The organism is Hyphomicrobiales bacterium, from assembly GCA_039989895.1.
Lineage (GTDB): Bacteria > Pseudomonadota > Alphaproteobacteria > Rhizobiales > JACESI01 > JACESI01.
On the sequence record JBDXGY010000006.1, the window covers coordinates 375,142 to 388,903 of the forward strand.

At 49.7% G+C, this 13,762-nt stretch carries 9 protein-coding genes; 7 read left to right on the forward strand and 2 right to left on the reverse strand.

Annotation, left to right across the window (positions count from 1 at the left end):
- Window positions 1-8 precede the first annotated feature (8 nt).
- Genes frc through ABJ081_08390 form a run of 3 tightly spaced genes read left to right on the forward strand, consistent with a single transcriptional unit; the run spans window position 9 to window position 4,406 of the window.
- A complete protein-coding gene (gene frc / locus ABJ081_08380; protein MEP6356685.1) occupies window positions 9-1,280 on the forward strand; it encodes a formyl-CoA transferase in 1,272 nt (423 codons plus the stop codon).
- 29 nt (window positions 1,281-1,309) lie between these two features.
- Window positions 1,310-2,227: a methionyl-tRNA formyltransferase gene (locus ABJ081_08385; GenBank protein ID MEP6356686.1), complete on the forward strand. Its 918-nt coding sequence runs from the start codon at window positions 1,310-1,312 to the stop codon at window positions 2,225-2,227.
- A gap of 19 nt (window positions 2,228-2,246) precedes the next feature.
- Complete coding sequence (locus tag ABJ081_08390; GenBank protein MEP6356687.1) at window positions 2,247-4,406, forward strand: trypsin-like peptidase domain-containing protein; 2,160 nt, start codon at window positions 2,247-2,249, stop codon at window positions 4,404-4,406.
- Window positions 4,407-4,794: 388 nt separating this feature from the next.
- On the opposite strand, the gene ABJ081_08395 is transcribed toward ABJ081_08390, so the two are convergent.
- Together ABJ081_08395 and ABJ081_08400 are read right to left on the reverse strand one after the other, a co-directional pair.
- Window positions 4,795-6,069, reverse strand: a complete 1,275-nt coding sequence (locus ABJ081_08395) for a S8 family serine peptidase (protein ID MEP6356688.1) — start codon at window positions 6,067-6,069, stop codon at window positions 4,795-4,797.
- Window positions 6,070-6,092: 23 nt separating this feature from the next.
- A complete protein-coding gene (locus tag ABJ081_08400) occupies window positions 6,093-7,904 on the reverse strand; it encodes an ATP-binding cassette domain-containing protein (protein ID MEP6356689.1) in 1,812 nt (603 codons plus the stop codon).
- Between the two features lie 270 nt (window positions 7,905-8,174).
- On the opposite strand from ABJ081_08400, the gene ABJ081_08405 reads away from it, so the two are divergent.
- From ABJ081_08405 to ABJ081_08420, 4 genes are all read left to right on the forward strand, one after another.
- Window positions 8,175-9,596: a Ppx/GppA phosphatase family protein gene (locus ABJ081_08405; GenBank protein MEP6356690.1), complete on the forward strand. Its 1,422-nt coding sequence runs from the start codon at window positions 8,175-8,177 to the stop codon at window positions 9,594-9,596.
- An 86-nt stretch (window positions 9,597-9,682) separates the two neighbouring features.
- Window positions 9,683-10,336: an RlmE family RNA methyltransferase gene (locus ABJ081_08410; protein MEP6356691.1), complete on the forward strand. Its 654-nt coding sequence runs from the start codon at window positions 9,683-9,685 to the stop codon at window positions 10,334-10,336.
- Between the two features lie 196 nt (window positions 10,337-10,532).
- Window positions 10,533-12,026, forward strand: a complete 1,494-nt coding sequence (gene guaB / locus ABJ081_08415) for an IMP dehydrogenase (protein ID MEP6356692.1) — start codon at window positions 10,533-10,535, stop codon at window positions 12,024-12,026.
- 122 nt (window positions 12,027-12,148) lie between these two features.
- On the forward strand, window positions 12,149-13,453 hold the full coding sequence (locus ABJ081_08420; protein MEP6356693.1) for an RsmB/NOP family class I SAM-dependent RNA methyltransferase: 1,305 nt from the start codon (window positions 12,149-12,151) through the stop codon (window positions 13,451-13,453).
- Window positions 13,454-13,762: the final 309 nt, after the last annotated feature.

The following is a 13,762-nucleotide window of genomic DNA, read 5'->3' on the forward strand; positions in this document are numbered from 1 at the left end:
GGCGAACTATGAAAGCTCTAGAGGGTATAAAAATTCTGGATTTCACCCATGTGCAATCAGGTCCAACCTGCACGCAGTTACTAGCGTGGTTTGGGGCAGATGTGATTAAAGTGGAGCGTCCCGGTGTTGGCGACGCAACTCGCAAACAACTGGTTGATGTGCCAGATGCTGATAGTCTCTATTTTACGATGTTGAACCACAACAAACGCTCAATCGAGCTGAACTCCAAAAATGAAACGGGGAAGCAAGTGCTGACCCGTCTTATTGAAGAATGCGACGTATTGGTTGAAAATTTCGCGCCCGGTGCGCTGGATCGCATGGGTTTTACATGGGAGCGCATTCAAGAGATCAACCCGCGCATTATTCTTGCCTCTATCAAAGGCTTTGGGCCAGGTAAATATCAAGATTGCAAGGTTTATGAGAACGTTGCCCAATGCGCGGGTGGCGCTGCGTCAACCACTGGTTTTGTTGATGGACCACCAATTGTGACCGGTGCACAAATTGGTGATTCTGGCACGGGCCTTCATCTGGCGCTCGGCATTGTGACCGCGCTCTTCCAGCGTGAAAAATCAGGCAAAGGCCAACATGTTTCTGCCGCCATGCAAGACGGGGTATTAAACCTGACCCGTGTGAAACTACGTGATCAACAGCGTTTGAAAAGCGGGCCGCTCAAAGAATATTCGCAATATGGCGAGGGTATCCCCTTTGGTGAGGCGACGCCGAGGGCGGGTAATGATTCAGGCGGTGGTCAGCCGGGCCGTATTTTGAAGTGCAAAGGCTGGGAAACTGACCCCAATGCATACACCTATTTCATCATTCAAGCTGCCGTTTGGGAAAATGTCTGCGATGTCATCGGTAAGCCAGAATGGAAGACAAAAGAAGGCTTCGCAAAGCCACCAGAGAGACTTGATAAACTCGCTCTTATTTTCGATGCAATTGAAGAATGGACAAAGACCAAGAACAAATTTGAGGTGATGGATATTTGTAATCCGCAAGACATTCCAGCCGGTCCGATTTTATCAATGAAAGAAATCTCAGAAGATGAAGGCTTATTTGATACCGGCACATTGGTGAAAGTAGATCATCCCGAACGCGGCCCGTATCTCTCCGTTGGTTGTCCCATCAAACTTTCAGACAGCCCAGCGGTGGTTAAACGCTCTCCTTTGTTGGGTGAGCACACAGAAGAGGTTTTGCGTGATGTGTTGGGTTATGATGGCGATGCCTTGGATGAGGTGATTGCTTCTGGCGCTGTGGGCGATGTGAAGTTGGCTGCAAAATGATCCGTTGAGATCGCGGGGAGGAGATATAAATGCGTGTCATCGTGATGGGCCAACAGGCTTTTGGGAAAGACGCTCTTGCAGCAATTTTGGACAAAGGGATTGATGAAGTCGTCGCGGTCTATTGCGAGCCGGATAAAGAGGGCAAGCCAGTTGATCCGATTAAAGAGTTTGCCTTAGAAAAAGGGTTGCCGGTACTGCAGCCTGCGCATTTCAAGGATCAATCGACCCTTGATGAACTGGCAAATTTCAATGCTGATTTAATGATCATGGCTTTCGTCAATGTGTTCGTCCCTCAAGCTGCTCGTAACACACCAACTCAAGGGTCAATTTGTTTTCATCCCTCCCTATTGCCGCTTCATCGCGGACCTTCTGCCGTTAATTGGCCGATTATTATGGGCAGCGATAAGTCTGGATTCTCATGGTTTTATCCAACTGATGGTCTCGATGAAGGAGATATATTGCTCAATTGGGAATGCCCAATCGGGCCAGATGACACGGTGATCGATCTTTATTTTAAGAAGATTTATCCAGCGGCGATTGCGTCTGTGATTGAGGTCTGTGATCTTTTTCGCTCTCATAACCCGCCACATATTCTACAAAATGAAGAACTCGCGACCTATGAGCGCCGTTGCATCAAAAAGCATGCGCGCATTGATTGGAATAAGCCGATGGATCAGGTCTATAATCTAATCCGTGGTACAAATCCTGCTCCCGGCGCATGGACAACCCATAACGATACTGAATTGGGTATTTTTGACTGCGCGCGGATAAAAGGCGATGGTTTGTCGAGCAAAATAATGGATATATCCGACGATGGTGTCACGGTTCAGTGCATTGGCGGGCGTATCTTAATCAAGCGGGTCCGGCCTGCTGGTGCCGGGAAACAAACAGCCGCTGAATGGGCTGCGCAATCAGGCATAGCTGTCGGCGATACTTTAGGTTCTTAGAACGAGGCAAATAACTTAAATGGCCGATATGATCTGCAAAAACGTCAAGCCTGTTACAGACGTAGGCAAGGTCAAAGCACATGCTGTTCAGCTTGTGCGTTATTTCAAATATAGCCTGATGCTTTTATTCTTGTGCGCTGGTTTCTGGCCGGCATCAGCCAATACACTACCAGTAGACACGATGAATTCGGTTGTCTCTGTTCTGCCAGTTTGGCCTGGTCGCCCTCAAGGGGGAACAGGCGCGCCATCAGGCACGGCACCAGAGGGAAGCGGTGTGGTGGTCGGTCAAGATGGATTGATTGCAACCGCATGGCATGTGGTGGAGCCAGCAAGCCGTATTGATGTGCGGCTTTTTGATGGTCGCATATTAACCGCAATTGTGGTGGGTCATGACGCGGCAAGCGACATCGCTTTGTTGCGAGTCTCAACCACACTTACTCCTTTTAAATTTGCCAAAACACCTAATCTAGCCGCTCCCGTTTGCGCCATAGCAAATGCCTTTGGCCTCGATCTTTCTGTTACATGCGGCGTGGTCTCGGCAGTGAATGTATCCCATGCGGGCTTTAATACGGTCGAAGACTTTATCCAAACCGATGCGAGCGCAAATCCAGGTAGTTCTGGTGGGGCTTTGGTGGACGAAAAAGGTCATCTGGTCGGCATGCTTTCAGCCATTTTTGCATCACGTGCTGACACCGATATAGGTGTCAATTTTGCGGTTTCGGCCAAATTGTTGAAGCGCGTTGTTGATGATCTGCGTGATGATGGCAAGGTTGACTATGTCAGCGCTGGTTGGATTTTGACCCGACTTGAAGGAGACATACGATCAAGCGTTTCCGGTGCCCTTGTTCACAATATTGTGGCAGGCGGCCCTGCAGAAGCCGCTGGCATTATTCCAGATGATATCATCACGGAAATTGAGGGTCGTAACATAAAAACCCCACGCGATATTGTGGCGTCACTTGCGACGCTGCAAGCGGGTGATAGCATTGTTGTCAGCGTGATGCGCAACCAAGAATTGCGCGAGCTAACATTGACCTTTGATACAATCAATCTAGAAAGTGAGTCACAAGCAGAACCGGAAGTGGCACCGCCTGCAAGTCGATCCACCCGCATTGATTGCGCTCATTCCCAGCCTGTTTGCATTTCTCGTCAGGCCGTATTTCCTATTGAAAGTTTCGACCCTGTGGCAAGTGCTGTGCGCATAGGGCCTGATCTTCTCGTCACCAATCGTCATGTTATAGGCAACCGCAAGACAGCAAATCTTATCACTCCAACTGGCCCGATTGTAGCAACCGTTGTTGCGTCCACGTATCGTGGTGATTTGGCTCTTTTGAAAGCTGAAGGATTACCAAAGCAGGGGTTGATCCTACAATATGAAGAAGGGCAGACGAGTAACTTTGCCGGCGGCACATATTTTGCTGTGGGCGCCGATATTGCACGACAGGAAATTCGTGTTTTCGAGCCAGGAGAGCTCATTTTGCCTCCCGCTAATGGAGCAGCTTTTGGGCGCTTGCACGTTACTTCGCGCATGCAGCCAGGTGTCAGCGGTGGCGCATTGGTGAACGAGCAGGGCAAGCTTGTAGGCATTGCGGTCGGCGGAGGAGAGGGGCGCTATGAGGCGCTACCTATTGTTCAGATAACTCGGCTGTTAGCAGGTACGAAAGAAGAAGAGGCTGAAAATGTTCAAGAAACACTAGGCACCGCTTTTGTGCGCTGTGTTGCCGCGCTCGATGCTGCGCGTGATGCGCCGCGCGGACAACCACATGATGGCGATATCATTGCCGCCTTATCGACAAATTGTCTGACAGGAGAAAACCCAGGTCAATTGCTTGATGCAGGGCGTATTCTAGGGATTGGTCGGGCAAATGATGAAGCGATTATGCTGCATGAAGCAAGCGTTGCACGTGTTCCAAATTCGATCAATGCGCGCATATCGTTGCTGGTGTCTTTGCAGCTTGGCGGGCGCTTCCCTGAGATGCTGTCCCATGCGCGGTGGCTATTGGGAATTATACCTGATGATAGCCAAGCGCTGCGCTTTGCTATTCAATCCGGTGTTTGGGGCGGGGATGAAAAATTGGCTGAAACCGCATATAAAAAGCTATTGGAAGCAGATCCACGCCAAGCACAGGCAGCCCGGCGCTTCATCGATCAAGCACCTCCGGCACCACCACGACGGTAATCAGTACGGGCTTATTTAAGCGCTTTTTTCAGGTGCGCTATTAATGTAAATCCTACGCATTGAATAAAACATTATAGTCTGCAGTCTCTATTGGTTTACTATTACAATAAGTAACCGGTCGCCGTTATAGTATTTTAAAAAGTCATCTTCTATTTTGCTGAGAAATAAAAACTCAGGGGAGTTGAATATGACAAATAATAAACAAAAAAAAGTAAGCCCTAATAAAGGTAACTTTGTAAAAGACAATCAAACAAGAGTGGCAACAAAAAAGAGCGACGGAAGGTCGGCGCCTTCGCCATCTACACTTAGTTATTCACAAGGTTTTTCTTCATTCTCATAGATTGTAGCTCAATGAAAATCAGGCTTTTCATTGCTTGCAACGCAGACATTAATCTCGATCAGGATCGACTATCCATCCTTTTGAAACCAGTTCGCTGCCGCCGCGCGGTGGGATTGCACGAGCGAAAATCTCGTCTTTAAGATTCTGCGTCGTGAGTGTTGGTTTGGCAGCCAACAGACGTACGGCGAGTGCTGCAAGGCGGGGCACGGCATAGCTTGTGCCTGATGCGCGGCCTTTGGAACCACGAAAATCAATGACCGGTTGGTTTTCAGCAGGCACCATTAAATCAACGGTTGATACACCCCAGTTAGACCCTTCTGCAAGACGTCCAAAGTCATCCGATGAGGTGACGACAATCATATTATCAAGCTCTAGCGCACCGGGCCAAAGTGGGTCAGCGTCAACATCGCGCCCATTGTTGCCCGCGGACACAATAGCAAGCAGTTGCGGGTGCGCACGCATTGCCTTTTCAAAAGTGACCCAAGACTTAGGGTTAGTGCTGCCTAGCGGCATAGAAATGATCCGTGCCCCCGTTTTCGCAATTTGGTCAATCACATCCCCCATACGTGTCATATCAGGTCTGGGATAGCGAAACGGGATAAGCGCTGCATCTGGCGCTTCATTGGCGATGATTGAAGCGACGGGCGTTCCGTGACGGATGGGCTGAAATACATTGCGTGAGGTGTCGCCATCATAGGGCAATGGGTCAAGGTCCCAAAAATCATAACCTAAAGGTTTGCCGTTGGCGTCACGGGCGAGGCGGTTTTGAAACAGTGGTAGATCATAGGCAAGACCACTATCGATCAGGGCGACACGCGGGCCTTTAGGCTCGCTCCCCTGCGGCCATGGCGCTTGCATGGTTTCTTTCCAAAGTAAGGTCTCAATATCCGCATCAAGTTGTTCAAGCACCACTCGGCCATCGCTTTGGCGAATGATGCGGCGGGAAGAACGCGGCGTGCAGGTGGCATCTGTTTGCACTTGCATGAATGGCTCCAGCTTAGTTCCCTCTTTCAAAAAAATATCGGCAGTAAATCGGCGTAATTCACCGCCCGCATCAATACGGATGATGTGCAGTTCGCCATCGGGCAGTGCAAAGTGTTGCTCTTGCCTAGAAAATGGTTGTCCTTGTGGTGAAAGGATCTCATTCAAAAACCATGCACCGGGAAGAGCCTGCTGTACAGATATGGTATCTTGTGGCCCTGCGGGGCAAACATCACGCACTGCCGTGCGCAACCAGTCTTGATGTGTTTGCTGTGCCTTAGCGGAGACACTCATTGCCACAGTCAAGACAAAGGCTAAGCTGAACTTAAGTGTGCTAAACATTGGAACCATTCTCTCATTAGACCTTAAGAGAGACTATCGCGCAATTCCTCAAGTTCAAGCCATCTGCTTTCTGCTGCCTCCAGCATAACGTGTCGTTCAGTGAGGGCTTTGGTGTACTTTTCAAATTTTGCTTTGTCTTTGGCATATAATTCAGGATCACTGAGCGCTTTGTTCAGCTTGGCAATATCGCGCTCAAGCTTCGCCATCTCATCTGGCAGCGCCTTCAATGCATGTTCTTGCTTAAAAGAAAGCTTCGCCGGTCCTCGGTTCTGTGGCACGACGGCTTCGGCCTTTGTTTGCTTCGCTTTGGGTGCGCTATTGTCACCAATCGCCTTTACGCCATAACCGCGCTGGGCAACCATGTCGCTATAGCCGCCTGCATAGGGCAGCCAGTGGCCATCTTTGTCATAAGCGATGGTTGTTGTGGCGATGCGATCAATGAAATCACGGTCATGGCTGACCAAAATGACAGTGCCTTCATAGGTGTTGAGCAATTCTTGCAGCAAATCCAATGTTTCAAGATCAAGATCATTTGTCGGTTCATCGAGCACCATCAGGTTTGAGGGCTGCGATAAAGCGCGAGCAAGCATCAAGCGTCCGCGCTCGCCTCCTGAAAGCGCATGGATTGGCGTATTTGCTTGTTCGGGCCGAAAGAGAAAATCCTTCATGTAGCTCATGATGTGCTTTGTCACGCCCCCCACCACAACCGCATCACCCGTGCCTTGGCTCAACGCTGATTTGAGTGTCCATTCAGGGGAAAGGGACGCGCGCTGCTGGTCCAATGTCGCGACATCCAGATTGCTGCCAAGTTTGATGGTGCCGCTATCGGGTTCCAGTTTGCCCATAAGCAAGTTGAGCAAGGTAGTTTTGCCTGCGCCATTTGGCCCCACAACACCAATGCGCTCACCGCGTGCAATGCGGATAGAAAAATCAGACACCACAGCCTTAGCACCATAGCTTTTGCAAAGACCTTGCGCCTCGGCGACTAGCTTGCCGGATGTTTCGCTGACGCTTGTCTGCATGGTAAGTTCTGGTCTGGCGTTGTTTTGTTTTTTTTCTGCATGTTCTGCACGCAGCGAATGAAGGTCACCAAGGCGGCGTACGTTGCGCTTGCGCCGTGCGGTCACGCCGTAGCGTAGCCAGTCTTCTTCTGCGACAATTTTTTGTTTTAGCTTTTGTAGATTTCGCGATTCTTCTTCATAAAATGTATCCCGCCATTCTTCAAAATGACCAAACCCTTTATCGATTTTGTGGGTTATACCGCGATCAAGCCAGACGGTGGCATTGGAAAGCGCTTCCAAAAAAGCGCGGTCATGGCTGATTAGAATAAGCGCGGATCTGGATGACTTTAGTTCACTTTCCAACCATTCAATCGCCGGAAGATCAAGGTGATTGGTTGGCTCGTCAAGCAATAAAACGTCAGGCTCTGGTGCAAGCGCGCGCACCAAGGCGGCGCGGCGTAATTCACCACCCGAAAGATTGACCGGCTCGCGCTCACCATCAATAGAAAGGGCATCAAGCAGATAATCGACCCGATAGGGGGTGTCACTATCGCTGAGCCCAGCAACGGCATAATCGCGAATGCTGGCATAGCCGGAAAGGTCGGGTTCTTGTGGTAAATAGCGGATCGTCGTGCCGGGCTGTACAAACCGCTCGCCACTATCGGCATTCACATCGCCTGCAACAATTTTCAAGAAGGTGGACTTTCCAGAACCGTTGCGGCCTACAAGGCATAGTCGTTCATTTTCGAAAACCGCGAGCTCAGCGCCCGTTAGAAGCGGCGTGCCCCCGAATGTCAGTGCTGTTTCTTTAAGATGAATTAGGGGAGGGGCCATATTTTGATATCAGTGCTTTTCGTTTGGATTCAGGGTTGCGCGAGAAAAAAGACAGAAAATCTCCTTAAACTGCATTCTTTGCTTTGCGCAAGCGTAATCCGTGTTAGGTTATCTGCAACATGAAATAAAGTGCGCGCGATCCATTGGGGCATATGGTGGGCGCTGTATCTTGGTCGATTGCGCGATAATGGGCGTGATGTCGTGGGAATTCCCGGACCTTAAGATACAAGCGAACCGTAAGAGCGATGCGAGCGCGTTGGAGCGAATAACGTGACCAACTACGACGGTGACGGGCAAACTGGCAAGACGCCAAGCCCACAAGATGCTAGCCCTACTGGGCCGGCAGATAAAAAAAAGAGACGCAGACGCCGAAGAAGGCGTCGCGGGAATTCCAATGCTGGTGCTGCTCCAGTTGCAGATGCACAGCAGCAATCAAGCGTCGAATCTCAATCAATTGAATCAAGCCAAGCGAATACACAAAAAATCGCCCAGCCAGCGAACGTGCCTGGAAAATCAAACGTCAACAAAGCAAAACAAAACGGCAAACCTCATAATTATAACGCTAAAAAGAAGCCTTATACGGGTAAGTTGCGGGCGCGTCCTGCCTATGCCGCGCTTGATCTGGGAACCAATAATTGTCGCCTTCTTGTGGCGGTTCCTGATGGGACTTCTTTTCGGGTGGTCGATGCCTTTTCACGCATTGTGCGACTGGGTGAAGGGATGTCCAATTCTGGACGGCTTTCCAATGAGGCGATGGATCGCGCTGTTGAAGCATTAAAAGTATGCGCCCAAAAACTTAAAGGGCGTAATATCAAACGCTTTCGATTGATTGCAACTGAAGCCTGTCGCATTGCTGAAAACGGTGAAGAATTTATTGCCCGTGTGCGTGAAGAAGCAGGTCTTGAGCTTGAAATCGTCAATCGTGAAACCGAGGCACGTCTCGCTGTTGCGGGTTGCGCGCCCTTGGTTGATCGGCAATCAGATGGTGTTATTATTTTCGATATTGGCGGGGGGTCATCGGAGCTTGTATGGCTTGACTTAAAGGATAGCAATTTTGCCAAGACTCGCATTGCAAGGCGCATCCGCACATGGACTTCTTTGCCTGTAGGTGTTGTCAATATTTCCGAACGCCATGGTGGGGTGCATGTCACACCACCGGTTTTTGAAGGTATGGTTGAGGAGGTGATGGGTCTTCTGGATGATTTTCCTGAGGCCGAAGCCTTGTCTGCGATGGTTGCTAAAGGCGAGGTCCATATGCTGGGAACTTCGGGCACGGTGACAACCCTTGCCGGTGTCCATCTTGGACTTGATTTTTACGACCGAAGCAAGGTTGATGGCATTTGGATGTCATCGAAAGATGTTGGATCAATGACGCAAAAGTTGCTTGAGATGTCTTTTGAAGAACGCAGTGGTAATGCTTGCATCGGTAAAGAACGGGCTGATCTTGTGTTGGCGGGTTGTGCAATTTTAGAGGCACTGCGACGCAAATGGCCTTGCAATAGAATGCGTGTTGCGGACAGAGGACTGCGTGAGGGCATTTTATATGAGCTGATGAATGAAGACGGTGTGCTCAAGGGTGGTCGCCCTGCGGCGAGTGGTGCAGTACAATCAAATAGACAGAAAAAACGCCGCCGTTATTGGCGCCGTGGTTCTAATAAAACAAAAACGCAAAATCAGAGTGATGCATCATGACAAGTGGATCGGGCAAAAAAGGGGGAGGCAGAGGAGCGTCGGGCAGAGGTGCACGTGACGGCACGAATACGACGGGAGGACGCAACATGCGTGTGCGCGTGAAAACCGCGAAACGCCGTAAGACCTCATCCAACCAATGGCTTGAACGCCAACTGAACGACCCCTATGTGGCGCAAGCAAAGCGCGACGGCTATCGCTCACGCGCCGCCTATAAGCTACTTGAAATAGATGAAAAACATAAGCTGTTTACGAAAAATATGCGCATTGTTGATTTAGGTGTGGCGCCGGGTGGCTGGAGCCAGATTGCGGCAAAACGTATCGGTTCACAAAGTGATAAACCACGCGTGGTGGGCATTGATTATCTAGAAGTGGAACCGCTGGCTGGTGTAACGCTTTTAGAAATGGATTTTCTAGACGATGAAGCGCCTGCCGCATTGATGCAGGCCCTTGATGGTGAGAAGCCGAACCTGATTATGTCGGATATGGCCGCTCCTACAATCGGCCATCGTCAAACAGATCATATCCGCACGCTTCATTTGTGTGAGGTGGCCCTTGATTTTGCCAAAGAGAACCTTGAGGTCAATGGTGATTTTCTGGCGAAAGTCTTTCGTGGTGGCACAGAACAGGGGATGCTTGAGGATCTGAAAAGGAACTTCAAAAAAATCTATCATATCAAACCGCCTGCAAGCCGTAAGGAATCGCCTGAGCTATATGTGCTCGCACGAGGGTTTAAGGGCTAGGGTCAGGACTCGCACCAAGGGCTTGTCGTTAAAACCGTGTCAAACAAGATTTAAACACACTCAGTTGTGATTTATTATAAATACCCTTTGCAGTTATGAAATTGCGTGTTAGGGACACGCGCCAACAGCCACATTGCAAAACACGATGTTGATCGCATTGATTGCGACCGCGTAAGCCGATATGACGGAGTTGACTATGGCAGAAATTCTCACCCACATTACTGGCGATGAAGCTTTGACGTTTGATGACGTATTGCTGCAGCCAGGACGCTCAGAAATCATGCCTGCGCAAGCGATTGTAAGCTCACAGCTTACTAAATCGATCAAACTGAATATTCCGATCGTTTCATCCGCTATGGATACAGTAACCGAAGCACGACTGGCGATTGCCATGGCGCAGGCTGGCGGTATTGGTGTTATTCATCGTAATTTAGATGTGGATGTGCAGGCGGATGAAGTACGCCGCGTGAAGAAATTTGAATCTGGTATGGTGGTCAATCCGTTGACGATTAGTCCTGAGGCCACATTGCAAGATGCGCTGGATCTGATGTCGGCTAATAATATTTCAGGTATTCCTGTGGTTGAGGGTACCAAAGACACGCCCGGTCGTCTTGTCGGTATTTTAACAAACCGCGATGTGCGCTTTGCTTCTGATCCTAATCAAAAAGTTCATGAACTGATGACAAAGGAAAATCTTGTCACGGTGAGTGAAGGGGTGACCCAAGATGGTGCTAAACGTTTGTTGCACCAGCACCGGATTGAAAAACTTCTTGTGGTTGACGAGAATTACCATTGTGTTGGTCTGATTACGGTAAAAGATATAGAAAAGAGCAAACTCAATCCTAATGCTTGTAAAGATGAACAAGGCAGTCTGCGCGTGGCGGCTGCTACGAGTGTTGGCGATAAAGGTTTTGCTCGTGCAGAAGCGCTGATTGATGCCGGTGTTGATGTTGTGGTGGTGGATACGGCGCATGGCCACTCGGTCCATGTTTCCGAAGTTGTGACCCGCATCAAGAAGCTTTCGAATAATGTGCAGGTTATGGCTGGTAATGTGGCCACAGCTGAAGCAACCAAAGCACTAATTGATGCTGGTGCTGATGCGATCAAGGTGGGGATTGGTCCCGGCTCCATTTGTACAACACGGGTTGTGGCCGGTGTGGGCATGCCCCAGCTGACTGCTATTATGGAATGCGCGGTCGAAGGTGCAAAAAGTGGTACGCCGATCATTGGTGATGGCGGCATTAAATATTCAGGCGATATCGCAAAGGCAATCGCTGGTGGGGCATCCGTTGTTATGGTTGGCTCGCTGCTAGCCGGTACAGAAGAAAGCCCCGGTGATGTCTATCTGCATCAGGGCCGCTCTTATAAGGCTTATCGCGGCATGGGTTCTGTTGGCGCAATGGCGCGCGGATCGGCTGATCGCTATTTCCAGTCCGAGGTAACAAATAGCCTGAAACTGGTACCCGAAGGTATTGAAGGCCAAGTGCCTTATAAAGGACCGGTTGGCAATGTTTTGCACCAGATGGTTGGCGGATTACGTGCAGCCATGGGTTATGTGGGAGGACAAGATATTCCAGACCTTCAGGAAAAAGCAAAATTCATCCGCATTTCAAGTGCGGGCCTACGTGAAAGCCATCCGCACGATGTGCAGATTACGCGTGAAAGTCCGAATTATCATGGTGGCTCATAAGGGGCGGCTCATAAGGGCTTGAGTGAGCCATTATTGATTTTCTAAAATTCTTTTCGCTTTCTTGGCCATTGATCGGCTATGACTGCGTTTAGCTATATGTAATTTTATTTGGGATCGTTTTGATGCGCCTTGGTGGACGAATTGATGCAGCTATTGCTGTGATTAAAGAAGTTGAAGAGCGCAAGCGCCCGATTTCGGAAGCGCTGAAAGACTGGGGCAACAGTCATCGCTTTGCAGGCTCCGGTGATCGCGCGGCCATTGGCAATCTGGTCTATGATGTTTTCAGAAAACGCCGCTCGCTGGCATGGAGAATGGATGACGACAGTGCCGCAAGCCTTGCTTATTCTGCCATCTATACAGACTGGGGTTATACAGCCGAAACATTAGCGCTTGAGCTAGACGGTGACAAATTCGCTCCGCCCAAGCTGAGTGATGCTAAAAACACCGCATATAGCACGCGTAATTTGAGCGATGCGCCCGAGGCTGTGCAGGCTGATCTGTCAGACTGGATAGCTAAAAAGTTTCAAGAAACCTATGAAGAAGAATGGATTGCGGAAGGCCAAGCTTTTGCCATGCGTCCTCCGCTTGATATTCGGGTGAATACGCTCAAAGCCACGCGTGAGAAGGTCCAAGATGCTTTATCACGCAACAAGGCCGTGCCAACAAATCTGGCACTAAACGGCTTGCGGATTAACCCAGGCTACGGGCCATCGCGCCTGCCCAACCTTCAGGCGGATGAGGGCTATATTAAAGGCTGGTTTGAAATTCAAGATGAGGGAAGCCAAGTTGCGGCTGATCTTGTCTATGGGCGGTCCGGCGATAAGATCCTCGATTATTGTGCGGGCGCAGGCGGCAAAACACTGGCACTTTCTGCCTCAATGCAGAACAAGGGTGAGCTCCATGCCTTTGATGCTGATAAATTTCGCTTGGCTCCGATCTATGACCGTGTCACGCGCGCAGGCTGCGAAAATGTGCAGATTCATACCCCTAAAGGGGAAAGTGGTGTTGAGGGTTTAGCTTCTCTGGTTGGCCGCATGGATCGTGTCTTGGTCGATGCGCCTTGCACCGGCAGCGGCACTTGGCGCCGCCATCCTGAATCCAAATGGAAACTCAGTGAGGGCGCTGTAGCAAGGCGTGTAAAAGAACAAGCAGCAGTACTCGAAGAGGCGTCCACCTATGTGCGCCCCGGTGGATATCTGATTTATGTGACATGTTCGGTGTTAGCAGAAGAAAACGAGCAGCAGCTTTTGACCTTTGCCGAAACCAATCCAGAGTATGAAATTGTGTCAGTGGGCGAAGTCTGGCAAGAGCTTTACGGCTTCGACAAACCACAACCATGGTCAGCGGATTTAAATTCTGTAACATTGACCCCAGCATCGACAGGAACAGACGGCTTTTTCGTCAGCGTGTTATGGCGGGCTGAGTAGCGCTAGTCTCTAAAAAAGCCCGCCGTTAACCTTTCCCAAACCACATCTATCAAGCTTTTGCTTACCACGCTTCCTAACCCGTCACTAACGTCCTTGTGTGTAAATAGGGTCAGCCTTCTTACTGTGGGGAAAATGCAGAAATGAGGAGGGATAAGAAGACGCTGTGGGGCGTTAAAGGTATAAGTAGGGAGTAGGCTTCATGTTGAATTCAAACAATTCTGGTCTTTCGTTGTGGTTATTTTCAACAATCGTGCTGTTGCATTTTTTCATTCTGATTTCACTTGCTGATTATATGGCAAAATAAACTTC